This is a genomic window from Bartonella sp. OT172YNZD (assembly GCF_042193725.1).
In the GTDB taxonomy this organism is placed as follows: domain Bacteria; phylum Pseudomonadota; class Alphaproteobacteria; order Rhizobiales; family Rhizobiaceae; genus Bartonella; species Bartonella grahamii_A.
On the sequence record NZ_JBHILZ010000001.1, the window covers coordinates 122,743 to 138,866 of the forward strand.

Sequence of the window (16,124 nt, forward strand, 5' to 3'; positions counted from 1 at the left end):
CTTCATCAATAAATGTATCCTTTATTTTGTATTAATCTGATTGATAAAAGATCTCAAGACTGTTTCAAAACAATCTAAATCTTGTGGACGAGAAAAGCGATGATCTGCATCACGAACAAGTGTCAATGTTACATCATGGAGAGGCAAATGATCCAGTAAAGTCAATGTATGCTGATAGGGTATCTCTGCATCTTTCATTCCTTGTAGAATATGAACTGGACACCCAACATCAATGCATCCTTTCATAACACAATTTTCGTATCCATCTTCAATCAGTGTTTTTGTAAAGGGCATTGGCTCTGTATCACCAACAGCAGGTCGCTCAATATAGCCTTTTTCTTCCAAAGTTTTCCATTCTTCTGGGCCTAATTCTGGTTCCACTAATGTTTGTGTAAAATCAGGTGCTGGAGCAATTAATATCATGCCAGCAAGCTTCTTATTTTTCTGTCCTAGAATCATAGCAAGCTTTAGCGCAATCCACCCGCCCATAGAGGTGCCAATCAAAATTTGTGGCCCCTCACAATAAGTTTCAAAAACCGCTAAACTTTCTTTAACCCAGCGTGAAATCGTTCCTTGAAAAAAATCACCATCCGATTCTCCATGTCCAGAGTAATCAAAACGTAAACAAGACAAATCATTCTTCTGAGCAAAATTATCAACCAACATCGCCTTATCCCCTGACATATTGGATAAATAGCCATGAAGCCAAACCAAACCTGGAGATTGGTGCCCCTTGCGATAGCGTACTGCAAGTGCGGTGTTCTCAAACAAAAAAAACTGACAAGGAATATTTTGATCCATGACTCTGTATCCTCCATAAAACAATTTCTTTAAATTAAGAGAAAAACTTTTATAATCTAAATCATTCCAAAAAGTAATAAATCAAATAATGAAAAAGACGCGAATTATAGTTGTTTTTAGGTGCATAATTGTATATTAAATTAACCGTAGTTGAATCAAAATTAAGGAGCATAAACCATTCGTAAACCGTTTAAAATGACGCCTACCCAAAAAGACGGACCACGTTCAAATCAGGATATCCGGGTACCTCATGTTCAGCTTATCAATGATGAAGGACAACATCAGGGGGTTGTCACGATACAAGAAGCTCTTGCTATGGCTGCAGATGCGGGACTTGATTTGGTTGAAATTGTACCAAATGCGAAGCCACCCGTATGTAAAATCATCGATTTAGGCAAATTAAAATATCAAACCCAAAAAAAAGCTGCTGAAACGCGTAAGAAGCAAAAAGTCATCGAAATCAAAGAGATTAAGATGCGTCCAAATGTTGATGTCCATGATTATGGAGTCAAACTCAAGGCTGTTCATCGCTTTATTGATCATGGTGATAAAGTAAAGATTACTTTGCGTTTTCGTGGTCGTGAGATGGCTCACCAGGATCTTGGATTAAAGCTTCTTCAGCGTGTGAAAGAAGATACAAGTGAAATTGCCAAAATCGAATTGGAGCCAAAGCTTGAAGGCCGGCAAATGATGATGGTGATAGCACCTAAATAATTTTGCATTGGAATAATAGTTGCATGCAACTCATCAAAATGATGTTATAGTATTATTTAGAAGCACCACATAGAGTTTTTGTGGTGCTTTTAAGATTTTATAAATGTGTATAAATCATGCTTTATCAATTTATAAGAAGAATTCCTTATTTTGCATATTAAATGAGAAAGCTCACACATCGTAAGATCTCCTTATTTCAAGCTCTCTTATCATACAATGCAGCAAAATTGTTTGCTTACACATCAGAAATGGAGATGATACATAAAAATTATTAAAAAAGCAGAAATGTTTTTTGTGAGTCATTTCAAGTGCCAAAGGCTATCACAATATGGAAATTGGTAAATACAATGGTGAAACTCACCAGTACCTTTTATTGAAAACTAAAAATAATGATAAACAACGAATTTTCGTTATACCTTTCACAGAAACTTTGCCCTACACCCTTCACTCTCACCATCATGAGATTGATACGATGAACCTTGAAAGAAAAGGCTATTTTTGTAAAAAAGATTAAGGGGCTTTTTAATTAAGAGTGTTCCAATCTTGCATAAAATAATGAGAGAATATAGAAGCACTTCATGGCTAAAAAACAAATTTCCTCTTTCGATAAACATCTTATTATCCGCCTTTTGCGAGAAAATTTTCGTAAACATATGCGTTGGTACAGTGCAGCTATTTTCTCAATGATCATCATTTCTTGTACCACGGCAACTAGTGCATGGATTATGCGTGATGTTGTTAATCAGATTATTGATGCACAAAATTTTCCTATGATTGTTTTTATTTCTAGCTTCATTGCTTTTATCTTTATTCTCAAGGGAGTTGCAACTTTTTCTCAAACTTACTTTCTAAACAAAGCAGGCAATAGTATCATTGCTGAACAACAGCGTAAAATTTTTGCACGACTTATGGAACAAGGAGTCTCTTTTTATCATAATAATACTTCATCTGATCTTCTTGTTCGTGTAACTCATAATGCGACAGCCGTACGTAACATAATTGATACTATTATCACAACTTTTGTACGTGATTTGCTTTCCGTTAGTGGTCTGTTACTTGTCATGTTCATTCAAAACTTTGTGTTAATCTCCATTACTTTAATCGTCGGACCACTAGCTTTTTTAGGCGTTCGAATGGCTTTAAAACGCATTCGCTGCCTGATGGAAAAAGAGCTCCTTTCACTTGGTGAAATTATCAAAATCATACAGGAAACGGCTGTTGGTATTCGAATCATCAAGACCTTTTCACTAGAAGAAGTCATGAAAAAACGGATGGACAAAGCCATTTGTGATGTTGAAAAACAAACAAACAATATTGCAACACTCGAAGCTATCACCAATCCAATTATGGAAACACTCACGGGTATTGCTATTGCAGGTATTATTTGTTTTTCCGGTTATCTTGCAACCCAACGCGCAGGTGTTCAAGGTGAATTTATGTCCTTTATTGTTGCTTTACTTTTAGCTTATGAACCCGCAAAAAGACTAGCAAATGTACGTGTAAAAATTGAATCTGGCTTGGTCAATATCCATACGATGTTTGAAATACTCGATTGTCCTCTTACAGTTGTAGAACATAAAGAAGCTAAAGATCTGAGTAAAACGCAAGGAACTATTCGTTTCGAACATGTTTCTTTTGCATACACTGATAACAAAATGATATTGAAAGACATCAACCTAGAAATAGAAGCCGGAAAAATGACAGCATTGGTGGGACCATCCGGTTCGGGAAAGTCATCCCTTATCAACCTTATTATGCGCCTCTATGACCCTACAAAAGGACGCATATTGATTAATGATCAAGACATCCGTTACACGACATTTCGCTCTCTGAGAAACCTGATGGCCTATGTAGGACAGGATACTTTTCTCTTTCAAGGAACTGTTAAATATAATATCGGGCTTGGAAAAGAAGGGGCTAGTGATGCCGAAATTATCGACGCAGCAAAAGCAGCAAATGCTCATGACTTTATTATGAGTTTGCCAAATGGTTATGATACACAGATAGGTGATAATGGCTGTAATCTTTCAGGGGGGCAAAAACAACGACTCGCTATCGCTAGAGCAATAATTCACGATAGCGAAATTCTGATTCTTGATGAAGCAACGAGTGCGCTTGATTCACACACCGAATCACAAATTAATGAAGCCATTCAACACCTTACCAAAGGACGCACAACGATCATTATTGCTCACCGCCTTTCAACGATTGCTCGTGCTCATAAAATTGTGGTCATACAAAATGGACAACTGATTGAACAAGGCACTCAGAAAGAATTACTAGCAAAAGAACATGGGTTTTATAAAAAACTTCATAATATCCAGTTCAAAAACATACCTCCTAATTTCTAGACCCTTAAATAAGATTTGAAATAAAAATGGATAGAAGGTAATGCTCCATTTATAAAAAAGGCTTGTTACCAAGCAAAAGTATTACTTCAATCAAGAATTGGCAAAGAATTTATGGTTTATTGAAAATAAACTTCTTGGATTTAGATGAAAACTTTACTCGCTATTTTATTGAATGCAATTGACTTTAACAATGAAACTTCAAAAACCCCTTCTCTTCCTCAAATAAGTGTTGAAACATTCATAAGTGTTGTGAATCCTAAAAGAGAGAGCATCAAGATTTGAAAAAATTGCCGCGGATTATGATGATGAATCTGGATTAATACAACCTTTATCCGTGTTTATCCCTACACTGACAATTTTTTCTCCACACATCTTAAAGGATAAAGATTCTACCCAATCCGATTTGTAAACAATCTAGATTTTTATTGAGTTCGTTTCACTTGATAACAACTTATGTGATTCACTTATACAAGGCTTACCTTAAATATTCACCACGTGCTTTCAAAATACTTTGTCAAAAAGGCTTACATGCCTTATGTTACCACACCTCAAATGTCGGTCTTTTATGGTACAACAGGATAAGCTGACAATTATAAATTTTGCTGCAAATTATAGATATACGCAGCGTAAAAGAAAAACATTGAAAAAATAAGAGAGAATTTATTATAAAACTTTTTTACTGTTGTAGATTGCTTTAAAGCAAGCTTTGCTGTTTTTTCTACATCTAGAATTAAAGTGATATTCCTCAAATACCTTAACTTCTTGAAAAGTTTATAAATGCACAACGTTAGTGCTTATATTAAGACTATGATTTCAAATATGCAAAAAAACAGATGAAAAGTAAAATGACATTCGTCTTTCTTTTAACCGCCTAAATAGAAAATTAAAACATACTAACTCTAATAAATATTCTTACAAAAAATATCTTTTGGCATGCATCTTAGTACTTTTATTTATAATCATAATATCTTAAATAAAAGATAAGATGTAATTTTCTTACTGCAAATTTTTTTATATTTATGATGAATCAATCAAAAGCACTTGTTGTACGTTATAAGAGATATTGGTGTATGCATAAAAACTCTTAAGATAAGCAATAAAAATACCTCTACGCTTTCAAGTGAAAAAATTGTCGGCAACATGAGAAGCTGGAAAATAGAATGGTGCCGGCTTATATCTTTAATTAATACTTATGCCTTTATTAATAACGGTAGTATGGATTTTATACCATTCATAAGAGATACTTTATACCATTTCACAAGCAATCTTATGAAATAGGCTCAAGCGCAACACTGAAAAACGTTTCTTTAAAATAAGAAAATGAATTTGCAACACAGTAGTGTTATATTTTGTAGTATTCTATTTGGCGGAGCTATTCATTATAAGAAAAGTGACCTCACTCAAAAAAACAATAAACAAAAATCTAAAATAATAGGTAATTTTTATTATTAAAAATATTGCTTTAAATGCGTTTGAAAATAAAATCGATATCTTATGAACTCTACGCTTGCCTCACGCTTTTGTTATCGCGTTCTTTAATGAAATCACACTCTTCACGTAAAAACAGAATGCCATTGTTTTGCAAATTCACGGGCTTGTTTTAAAGAGACCTCTCTCAAAGTCCTTCCCCAAGCCCATTTCGCGATAACATCCGTGAATTGTATAACGATAAATCCATTAAGCCCCCTATCCTTACGCTTATAGAGTAAAAAGCTGGCATTCACACTGTTTTGCCAGCCCCTAATATTGCGACAGCTCTTAGTTCTCGAAGATGGTTCATAAGAAGCATTTTTAGTCATTTCTTAATAGTTCTATCCACACAGGATTCTCCGCTTTTAACATGCAAAGCGAATGATTTTGACTGATTCAACATGAGAGAAAGCCGAAATGAAAGAATTATACGATATTCAAAGTTCTAATTCAAGTTAAATAACGATAAATTATCTTTATAAATCAATATATTGCATATATTTCATTCTTTAGGCAACAGCACGAGATGAGTTTGAGAACAAGGTAAGTTATTTCTCATAAATATATAACAGCAAAATAACATACTGTCTTTCGTGAAGATTTTGTCCCTTTAGAAAATAGCATAAATAAAAATCGAATATTTCAGATATATCTCTTTATGCCTCAACAAAAAGCTTCTTCTTTTATAGGATTTCTAGTCTATGTCTCCTTCCGCAGATTTAGAAATGAGAGACAAAAAACGAAGAAATTGTTTTTTTAAAATCCAATCTTTAGTAATCTCTTTCATAAAAGAGACCAATACTAGAATTTTGTTCATTTCCTATGGCACCTTTAGCTTTGAGATGACGCGAAATATCTAAATTAATTGTCCCTTTCGTCGTTCCATCAGACCCTGCTTCAAAGCCCAAGTAAATATTATTGTGTATGTAACGTCCAATACGTAAGCCTGTATTACCCTTCTCATTAACGATAACATCAAGATCATCAAGCCCAATTTTAGTTCGTAAAGTATTCAACAAAGATGTATTAGAAGCACCTGTAAGATCAGCCGCTGCTGCTGCAAGTTGAGCAATCTGAAATGGTGATAATTCATTAAGAGAGCGATTAAAAATCAAACGTGCCAAGATCTCATCCTGAGGCAAATTCGGTTGTGAAGAAAAATTAATATCAAGATTATCAATCGTCCCACTTACAGTTACAGTGACTTGAATATCACCACTATTATTATTGGTTACAAAATAAACCGTAGGATTAAGATTACCGCTAAAACTCGTTTGCCCTTGATCAAAATTAAGACGTTGCGAAAGAATATCAAAACGTCCACGAATCATTCTAAATTCACCAACTGGATGCACATCATTCAATGGACCTGCTAGATTAATGCGTCCTCCCAGTTCAGCATCTAACCCTTTTCCGCGTACAAAAAATTGATTGCGTGCTGTAATACGCATATTTGATAGCACGACAGATGAAGATTCTGGTGTAACTATACGGCTTTTGCTTTTGTTCGTGTTCTTAACATCAGCACGTTTAAGTGTTGTTTGAATCGATTTAGTTAAATTCTTATTTCTAACATCAAGAAACTTAGCACTTTTAAAATGATCAGGAACAAAAACTTCAGCTTTTTCAACGATGATATCACCACCAAGAACAAGATCATTTAAAAAATGACCTGTCATTGTCATCTCACCTGATAATGTTGCCAGAATCATAGAACCATCATTATAATTGGCATTATCAAGATGAAATATCAAATCTGTCTCTAGACCATTAGAGATACGACCTGAAGCGGAAATCCTTCCCCCTTCAAACGAAGAAGCTGAAGCTTTCTCTATAAGGAGATGATCACCACTCAATTTGCCTTCAAGCGTTATATTATTCAATCCTACATTTGTTTGTGAATCAAAAAAGCTACCGTCGCCTATAGAAATATTTCCTATCAATTGTGGCTTTGATAACGCCCCATTAAGAGCTGTATCAATTCTTGCTGTACCCGTTATATGTGCACCACGCTTGGCTAATAAGAGATTAACAAAATCAAGAGGCATTATCCCTTTAACGTTTAATTTTGCCTCTGAACCATTAAGAGATACAGGCCCATGGATGGAAAGATCTAATCCTTTATCTCCAGTAGCTATCATATTTTCAATATGAAATGTCGATTTTTTATAAGAACCACGAGCATTTATATTGATTGACATTGGTCCTTTATGCGTCATAGCAGTTAAATTTTGACTAAAAAGCTCAAAATGAGCAGATGGATCCTTCATTGTTCCGCCAATATCCACTTTTCCTATCATTGTCCCATCAAATGCTTGTCCTGCAATAAAACCATTCGCTAAACGTGCAGATAAATTTTGCAAATTAATATGAAGATCAAGCGTATTTTTCTCTAGAGATACATGCCCCTGAGCTTGTGCTTGTACTCCTTCTCCTGTTAAATTTGCATTCAAAGTAAGATTTTGATCTAAAGTCTTCCCCGTAGCAGAAAGAGAAAAAGGCATAATTTTTTTATCTTGAAAAGCAACGGTTGTCAGTCCCTCACCTTTTATATCGTAAGTTATATCAGGTTTTTTTAAATGACCACGAATCATAACCCGCCCTGTTACACTCCCTGCTGCTCCAAGATCGGATTTCCACAGATTGACTAAAGTAGCAGGAAGTGCATTCATTGTAAGTTGCAAATTCAGAGTATCTTGAATATTCCCTGCTAAGGTGATGTTGCCTCCATTTATTGCAATTCTTAATTCATTGATTGTCATTCCATCTTTATCAAAAGCAATTATGGATGGTTTCGGCAATGTTGCATGAAACGTGTATTGTTTTAGGTCCACAGTTTCAATTTGCACTTCTCGTTTTATACTTTCTGGAAGTTCCTCAACCATTAAACGACCAGAAAGCTTTGTATTGAGAGTATCATGCAACATCGCTTGGACAGTAAAAACCGTTTGCCCATTATTTCTATCGGCATGAGCATTTAAACGATTGACCATTATCAAAGGTGTTTGAATATGTTCTGCATTGATAACTCCTTCAAACTGAATCATGCCAAAAGGATCGAATATGTCAGCATCTATTGCCAATTTTTTTATTTTATTCTTGGAAAAATTCAAATGGCGAACATACGCCTTCACATTGGTTTTTTGTCTGCCATTGTGTTCATCAAAAATAAAATCTCCTTTTACTTTTCCACTACCATCCTGCAAAAATAACGCTGAAAGTATGGAAATATCATCGGCATCAATATGCAGCGCTCCTTTCAAAAAACCGCCAAGTTGTTGAGAAAGAGCACCCGTTATTTTTGCACTTCCCCCTCTAATATCGATATTTTCAAGTTTTCGAATTTTATGAGAATCTTTAAAAGAGGCCGATAAATGCAAAGGTTTTTTAGCAAAAATCCCTTCACCTTTTACCACCCCTGTTAAAGCAGTAACTGGTGCTGTATTATCTACAAGTGCATCTATGTTAAATGTTGTGTTTTGAAGTTTCTTCCCTACGATTAATGCTTCAGCAATATGGGCACGTGTATTTAGTTCTATATGGCTATTGCGCCCTCTCGCCGTACTTTGAATTGTAAGCGCACCGCTTATCTTTGGATCTAATTTGGACAAATCAGATATTTGAGCAGATAAATCCATTTTAGCGCTTTCATCTGAAAAATAACCATTAGCCTCTATGTTTGTATATTGATTTTTCAAATTAAAATGACGAAAAATGAAACCCCTCGTATTTCGAGTAGCACCACCTGAAAGAGTAATGTTTCCTTTGAATAAACGATCAAAAGGCTGCACGCCTATTTTCACATCATCAGCCATTCCTGATAATTGGAGATCAAAAATACCACTCAATAAACTGATCGTTCCTTTGGCTTTAATATCTGCACTACCAGAAAGTGATTGTTTACTGAACACTTCCAAAGGAGTTAATGTTTGAGCTTTTAAACCGAGATCACCTTTAAAAACAAAATTCTCCATTGTTCCTTTTAACCAAGAAGAAAAACCCTGAGCCGTAACACTCAGATCATGAATCAAAATTGGTTTGTTCGAAACAATATCCGTATCTAAATGCACATGAACCGCTTGGCTTAAATTTTCTACTAACGCTCCCTTAATCTTTTTAACCCCTTGAAGCGTCCCTTTAACCTGAACACCAACATGACGAGAAGCTGCATTATCAAGATTTTCGCTTACTCCTCCCATATCAAAAATTGCATCGCGAATATAAATATTTTTATTGCTTAAATGATTTACAACCAACCGCCCATTCCAAGATTGTTGACCTTCGCGACCATAGTCAATGTTCAAAGCAAGAGTATTCGCAGGTTTTGGCACTTCTGATATAGGTAAATGAACAGACTCCTTTTCGTTATCAAGAGCCATTTTGCCATCAACAAAAAGCCGTCGCAAGAATCCATCGGCGGTTATTTCAGCATTGGCTATAACATTCATTGCTTTGTTCTGAATAACCATCTGATCAAGGTGTGTTACACCTTCTTTTGTTCTTCTTGCCTTTGCTTTTAATGTTATATCAGATTCGAAGAGACTACGATATTGAGAAGGTATTAAATGGCTCAGCGTTCCCTCTAGTTTCGTAGAAAAACTGTGTCCTTCTGGAACACTTGCAAGAATAACATTACCATCTAAAATAGAATGATGATCGGACTCTAAAGAAAGTTTGATAACCAAATCATCAAAAGTACCATTGCCTTTCACGACGAGATTTAATGCTGGGCGTTGTTCAATGTTAAAAATATTCGCCAAAATACCATTTTGTGGTTCATTAGCAGAAATATCAATTTGAGCTGTACGATTACTATCAGATATCTTGGTGAGAACAGAAAAAGAACCCGGTGCATCTAAACGATGCGCCACTATATCGACATCAAAATTACCACTAGCTAAAGTGAAATTACCTTTTAAGGACATATCAGCAGAAAAACAAAAAAGATTCTGTTCAAATGTCACATGTTGAGCTGTGAGCGTATTGATAGAAAGAGCAAGCGGCAATTTTGGTAAAGAGAACTTACCCGTCTCCAGGGAAGAAACAAAAGAAGTATTGCCTTGCGGTTTGCGTAAAAATGTAACCTGTTCTGCCGAAAGCTGGTTAATATCCATCCGCCCTCTCAGCAACGCTAGACGATTCCAATCCATTTTAGCATTGGTAATTTTAAGCCAAACCCCTTTTTTATCACTGACAGTAATAGCATCAATTGATATTTGAGAAGACAGTGTCCCTTGCATATTGTGTAAACGAACTTGACGATTGGGTGCTGAAAGCTTTCGTTCAATTAAAGAAACAAACCATGAGCGATCATCTATCTTCATTTCGCTAGAGGGAAGAGTATCTCCTCTTTGCGCAAAAACAAAACCACCCACCCCAAAAAACAAAAATACAAAGAAGAAAGCTGATAAACGTACACCTTTTTTCATTAAAATGCTTGCCCTATACCCACATAAAAACCAATGCGAGGATCAGCCTTCTCTCTCTTTAAAGGAAAGGCTAAATCAACGCGTAAAGGACCAAGACCCGTCATATAACGACCTCCTATACCGGCTCCCCATTTAATTTTTTGAGAAAAATCAAAATTCGCCTTTTCCCCTACTAAACCTCCATCAAGAAAACTGACAAACCCTATTTTATCATTTAAAGAAACACGCAATTCTGCTGACCCCTCAATAAGCGCCCGTCCACCAACAACCCCATCATTTTCTGTTTTGATACCAATATTACGGTAAGCATAACCACGAACAGAGCCCCCGCCACCAGCAAAAAAAAGCGTATTTGCGGGTACTTGTGCTGTATCATTCCCAAGAATTGTACCAAGCTTTGCCCGCGCAGCAACAACAAAACGATCCCCTTCATCCAACGCCCAATAAGAACGACCTTCTGCTGTTACTTTTGCAACAAAGTTGCTAAAACGCATCTCATAAAAAGGCTCAATGAAAACTTCACCATATAAACCTTTTGTTGCATTAAACTTATTATTACGACTATCGTAAATCAAACCGCTAGGGAAACCGATTGTTGTAAAATTACGGCTCCCCAAATAGATATCACGTGAATAACCATTTGAAACTTCTACAGCAGCCTGTCCCGATAGATTACCATTAAAAATATGCGTAATACCTAATTTTCCTTTAATGGCTTTTGTCGTATAATTTTCTAAAACATCTTGTTGTATTTTTAATTCTGACCTGAAATCTGTATCTGGCGTGAGTACACCGGGCTTTACAAATGTGCCACCGAAAAGATAATCAAAATTTTTAAAATTATATGATTGCTTTTTATTGCTACCAACACCACTTATTTTTGTTTCAATTTTAAGAGTCTCTGCATGACCAAAAAGATTGTTATGCATCCAATAAGTCTCAAAACCAGCACCGTCTAAAGTTGAATAGCTACCGCCTACACCAAAACGACGCGGTTTACGTTCTTGTACAACAAGTGCAAGCGGTAAACTACCATCTAGATTAATAGTATCAGCCTCACGTATATTGATAGCACGAAAAACACCAAAGCGCGCAAGACGTTCATTTGCCTTAGCTAACGCATCAGAATCGTATATCTGCCCTGGTTTCAATCCGGTCATCCACGCGATATAAGCTGAATCTACACGTGGTTTCTTACTTATATTACGCACACTTAAAGGACCATAATAAGCCTTTTGTCCAGGAGCAACAAGAATCCGTCCTTCAACACGCAACGCAGCATGGTCAGCCACGACCTCACTCTTCATAATTTTAGCTTTAGCATAACCTTGTTGCCGCCATCCTTCTATCGCCCATTTTTCTGCTTTCAAAATGGTTTCAGATTTAGCAATAGCCCCAACTTTATAGCCCAATTCTTCAATTGTAGGCATTTTATGCGCTTTACGTTTTTCAAACGGAGCTACTTTATCAATATTTGCAATACTAAAAACATATTGTGGACCAGCATTAATTGTAATAACAATATTGGACCGTGCTGGAAGTTGAGTTACCGGACTTAAATCAGCGACTTCTAAGCCATTAATTTTAATACTAATAACACCACCATAGCGTCCATCAGCATAAAGAGCAGAAAGAATTGCTCGATAATCTGAACGCGCCTTGGCGAGCAAACCAGAAGAACTGGCGGATGCTTTCTCTTTATCAGCAACAAGAGAAGAAACAGATTTAACTATTTTTATACCTTCTAATGGTGCACCTGGCGGTGCAACAACATCAACTTTATAAAATTTCTCTGTACTTTTGGCATAATGTGAAGAAGAATTTGTTTTCTTTTGACCAAAAAGAGGGATGCCGAAAAAATCAAATGCAGCAAGTGGCTGTGGAAAAGAAAAAGCAAAACACAAGCCTATAAATACACAGCGCACAGTCCCTGATTTTAACAAAATTCTTGTCTGGTATACCATAAAATCAGATACCTTATAATACACTTTGCATCTACTACGCTTTAAATAATATAAAAATAAGAAAGGTAAATATAATTACTTTGCACATTTTACACGTTTTATCACATCAAATAACGCTCTGCGATACATAACGTTATCCTCCCCTTATATTTTCATAAAATTCTGCACTGTTGTATAACACGAACAGCCTCATTCTTTTTTTCTTAACATATTTATTTAGCTTATTATAAATGTTTTATTGCGTCCCATATCATCATGGTTAAATTTGTACAAATGACTTTCCATGGGAATGCTAAAAAACTGCCCACGTATATAGTTCTCTCTATAAAAAAAGCTATAGAGATGCTTCTTGATTTTTATAAATAGATATGATTGTCTCTACCAAGTCTAAAGGGGGAAAATAAATAAATGATCGCACGTATTACAACTGTTGCTTTTCGCGGTCTAGAAGCAGTCCCTGTCGATGTACAGGTTATGATTTCGTCTGGTAAAATAGGAATGGCTATTGTTGGATTAGCTGATAAGGCAGTTGCAGAAAGCCGTGAACGTGTACAAGCAGCCCTCCACGCTTGTGGACTTTCTATGCCTACTAAACGAATTACGATTAATCTTGCACCAGCTGATTTGCCTAAAGAGGGATCGCATTATGATTTGCCAATCGCTGTAGGCTTAATGCTTGCTATGGGAATCCTCCCTCCCGAAGTAGCTCAAGACTATATCATTTTAGGAGAATTATCACTGGATGGTTCACTTACCGCTGTTAATGGTGTTTTACCAGCTGCCATGACAGCTTTATCACTCGATAAAGGACTGATTTGTCCCTTCCAATGTGGACCTGAAGCAGCATGGGCAAATGCAGAAATAAATATTCTTGCCCCAGAGACTCTGCTCACTATAGTCAACCATTTCAAAGGAACCCAAATTCAAAAACGTCCACAACCGCGCCAATATACTATCGAAACTGGACTTCCAGATCTTTGCGAAATCAAAGGACAAAAAACAGCCAAACGTGCCTTAGAAGTTTGTGCTGCTGGACGCCATAACCTTTTGTTTGTAGGTCCCCCTGGTGCTGGAAAATCTATGCTAGCGCAACGCTTACCTTCCATTTTGCCACCTCTTGATAGCCGTGAGCTTTTAGATGTCTCTCTGATTGCTTCTATTACAGGAGAAACGGTTCATAATACCATTTCACTTCATTGCCCCTTTCGTTCCCCACATCATTCTGCTTCCATGGCCGCAATGATTGGTGGAGGGCTTAAAGGACGACCAGGAGAGGTCTCCCTTGCTCATAATGGTGTGTTATTCCTTGATGAATTGCCTGAATTTTCTCCACAGGTTCTTGATTCTCTTCGTCAACCTTTAGAAAGTGGGGTGTCAGTTATCGCCCGCGCTAATCACCATATTAGCTATCCTGCTCGCTTCCAACTTATTGCCGCAATGAACCCTTGCCGTTGTGGTATGGCAGGCGAAAAAGACCATGTTTGCCCTAAAGGGATACGCTGTCAAATCGATTATCAGTCCCGTATTTCTGGTCCTCTGCTTGACCGAATTGATTTACGGATTGATGTCCCTGCTTTGACGGCTATAGACCTTATGCAACCAGAACAATCAGAAAAAAGCTGCGACGTTGCCAAACGCGTCGCACGGTGCCGTACCATTCAAGCTAAACGTTTTTCAACAATGGGGTTTGATCATATTCGTACCAATGGCGATTGCCCTGCCAAAATTATAGAACAGATTGCCATTCCTGATAAAAGTGCGACCATACTCTTACGAGATGTGAGTGAAAAAATGCACCTCTCTGCACGCGCTTATCATCGCATTCTCAAAGTTGCACGCACAATTGCTGATCTTGACGGATCAGATACTCTTTCACGCTATCATCTCGCAGAAGCTATTTCCTATCGACTAGGCGCAGAAAGATTAACAGCCCTTAATTAAAAAACTACTCATCAATAAAAACTTATTGGAAAATAACGCAAATAAAGTTCTGTAAGTTTACCATCCTCTTCTAGAGATTTCAGCGCATAATTGAGTATATCAACCAATTTTTCATTCTTTTTTGCAACAGCAAGCTGCATTCCTTGCCCCAATAACTGTGGCGCCATATATGCCCCCCCAACAAAATGGTAGCAATCAACAGATTTTTGTTTTTTGAACCATAATGATAAAGCAAATCCATCATCAAAAATAAGGTCAATTTTACGCTCTTGTAATGCTTTATAGAGCTCTTCTCTCTTTTTAAACCCTTGCCATTTGGCTTTAGGAAAATAATGTTGAAAGAGTTTTTCGTGAACACTTTTAGACAAAATACCACTGGTTAAATGTACCAATTGATCGCTTATTGGCTCATCGAGATTTAAACGTCGAGAAGCAACAAATCGCGCTGGAAAGCGCAAATATGACTTTGTAAAAACCAGATCTTGCTGGGTTTTACTTGTTTCTTTTAAACCCGCAATAATGACTTCTGCACCACCATTTTTAACATGTTCTACAAGCTCTTTCCAAGGAATCACTTCTATTTCACAAAGCTTCTCTAATTTTAATTTTGAGCAAATAGCGCGCAATAAATCGATATTATAACCTGCAAGATACCCCGATTGATCAATAAAATTAAAAGGAGGAAAATCAAAACTTGTTACAAAACGCAAACGAAAGATATCCGTTGTATCAGGTTGTACCAAATGTTCATGCGAATCAAAAAAAGAAGGCAGCCTTTCAGCTTCTGCGTAAGAGGAAAATAGAACACCCCCTACTACAAATAAAATACGAATAAAAATATTATATGGACTATTGAATAAAAAGTATCGTAAACGCAATTGAAGATGTTTTACATATATAGATTTTTTTATTTTCAAAATCTCTCCCCCATTTTTCAAAACTAAGATGCAATTCTTCTCAACTATTATCTAACGCACTGCACCAAAATATCTGGCGTTTAATAAATAAAAAGTAATCTTAGAGAAATAAGCTATACACTCTTTAGTGGCACACTCCATTTTATCAAAATATCCCGCATATCTTAAAATATTAAGACAATGATTTGTAATGATAATTTACTATTTATATGTTGAATAAAAAACTTTATTTCAAATCTATTTATATTGAAAATATCAAAACCATTTTCTTGCGCATCACAACCAGCGGGAATATATAGATACTATTGAAGAAAAGAATAAAAATACCCTTCAAATGCCGGGGGTTTTCTCAACATTAAGGTTGTATCAACATTTAAGAGCTGGAAAATAAAATGCTGCTGCTGGTTTGCACCTTATTGTCAAGATGGACAAGATAGGGGACATGAATCTTGTAGTATTCATAGGGTATTTTACACTGAGAGATGTTTCTTAAAAAAGCGCGTGAATAATAGCGCAATGGTGCTTTGTTTTAAATGA

At 36.3% G+C, this 16,124-nt stretch carries 9 protein-coding genes; 4 read left to right on the plus strand and 5 right to left on the minus strand.

Annotated features, from left to right (window positions below; all coding sequences use genetic code 11):
* Positions 1–21 precede the first annotated feature (21 nt).
* The gene (locus ACFIJS_RS00485) at positions 22–801 is read right to left on the minus strand and encodes an alpha/beta hydrolase (RefSeq protein ID WP_375648798.1); all 780 of its coding nucleotides are present in this window, start codon (positions 799–801) and stop codon (positions 22–24) included.
* A 195-nt stretch (positions 802–996) separates the two neighbouring features.
* Here ACFIJS_RS00485 and infC point away from each other — a divergent pair, with 195 nt between their 5' ends.
* From infC to ACFIJS_RS00500, 3 genes are all read left to right on the plus strand, one after another.
* Positions 997–1,515: a translation initiation factor IF-3 gene (gene infC / locus ACFIJS_RS00490; RefSeq protein ID WP_375648800.1), complete on the plus strand. Its 519-nt coding sequence runs from the start codon at positions 997–999 to the stop codon at positions 1,513–1,515.
* Positions 1,516–1,843: 328 nt separating this feature from the next.
* Positions 1,844–2,029 (plus strand): hypothetical protein, encoded by a 186-nt coding sequence (locus tag ACFIJS_RS00495; protein ID WP_375648802.1) that lies wholly within the window; start codon positions 1,844–1,846, stop codon positions 2,027–2,029.
* A 64-nt stretch (positions 2,030–2,093) separates the two neighbouring features.
* Entirely contained in the window at positions 2,094–3,866 is a 1,773-nt protein-coding gene (locus tag ACFIJS_RS00500; RefSeq protein ID WP_375648804.1) for an ABC transporter ATP-binding protein, read from the plus strand.
* 1,553 nt (positions 3,867–5,419) lie between these two features.
* On the opposite strand, the gene ACFIJS_RS00505 is transcribed toward ACFIJS_RS00500, so the two are convergent.
* The 3 genes from ACFIJS_RS00505 to ACFIJS_RS00515 all read right to left on the minus strand — a co-directional run bounded on the left by ACFIJS_RS00505 (position 5,420) and on the right by ACFIJS_RS00515 (position 12,729).
* Positions 5,420–5,665 (minus strand): hypothetical protein, encoded by a 246-nt coding sequence (locus tag ACFIJS_RS00505; protein WP_375648806.1) that lies wholly within the window; start codon positions 5,663–5,665, stop codon positions 5,420–5,422.
* 441 nt (positions 5,666–6,106) lie between these two features.
* The gene (locus ACFIJS_RS00510) at positions 6,107–10,765 is read right to left on the minus strand and encodes a translocation/assembly module TamB domain-containing protein (protein WP_375648808.1); all 4,659 of its coding nucleotides are present in this window, start codon (positions 10,763–10,765) and stop codon (positions 6,107–6,109) included.
* The gene (locus tag ACFIJS_RS00515) at positions 10,765–12,729 is read right to left on the minus strand and encodes an autotransporter assembly complex family protein (RefSeq protein WP_375648810.1); all 1,965 of its coding nucleotides are present in this window, start codon (positions 12,727–12,729) and stop codon (positions 10,765–10,767) included. The genes ACFIJS_RS00510 and ACFIJS_RS00515 overlap by 1 nt, the downstream gene beginning before the upstream one ends.
* Positions 12,730–13,137: 408 nt before the next feature.
* Between ACFIJS_RS00515 and ACFIJS_RS00520 the strand changes: the two genes are divergently transcribed.
* A complete protein-coding gene (locus ACFIJS_RS00520) occupies positions 13,138–14,670 on the plus strand; it encodes a YifB family Mg chelatase-like AAA ATPase (protein ID WP_375636377.1) in 1,533 nt (510 codons plus the stop codon).
* A gap of 11 nt (positions 14,671–14,681) precedes the next feature.
* On the opposite strand, the gene ACFIJS_RS00525 is transcribed toward ACFIJS_RS00520, so the two are convergent.
* Positions 14,682–15,587: a transporter substrate-binding domain-containing protein gene (locus ACFIJS_RS00525; RefSeq protein WP_375648812.1), complete on the minus strand. Its 906-nt coding sequence runs from the start codon at positions 15,585–15,587 to the stop codon at positions 14,682–14,684.
* Positions 15,588–16,124 lie beyond the last annotated feature (537 nt).

Excerpts from the sequence above, each read along its gene's own strand:
- ACFIJS_RS00485 (WP_375648798.1), bottom strand. The coding sequence starts at position 801 with ATGGATCAAAATATTCCTTGTCAGTTTTTTTTGTTTGAGAACACCGCA.
- infC (WP_375648800.1), top strand. The coding sequence starts at position 997 with ATGACGCCTACCCAAAAAGACGGACCACGTTCAAATCAGGATATCCGG.
- ACFIJS_RS00495 (WP_375648802.1), top strand. The coding sequence starts at position 1,844 with ATGGAAATTGGTAAATACAATGGTGAAACTCACCAGTACCTTTTATTG.
- ACFIJS_RS00500 (WP_375648804.1), top strand. The coding sequence starts at position 2,094 with ATGGCTAAAAAACAAATTTCCTCTTTCGATAAACATCTTATTATCCGC.
- ACFIJS_RS00505 (WP_375648806.1), bottom strand. The coding sequence starts at position 5,665 with ATGACTAAAAATGCTTCTTATGAACCATCTTCGAGAACTAAGAGCTGT.
- ACFIJS_RS00510 (WP_375648808.1), bottom strand. The coding sequence starts at position 10,765 with ATGAAAAAAGGTGTACGTTTATCAGCTTTCTTCTTTGTATTTTTGTTT.
- ACFIJS_RS00515 (WP_375648810.1), bottom strand. The coding sequence starts at position 12,729 with ATGGTATACCAGACAAGAATTTTGTTAAAATCAGGGACTGTGCGCTGT.
- ACFIJS_RS00520 (WP_375636377.1), top strand. The coding sequence starts at position 13,138 with ATGATCGCACGTATTACAACTGTTGCTTTTCGCGGTCTAGAAGCAGTC.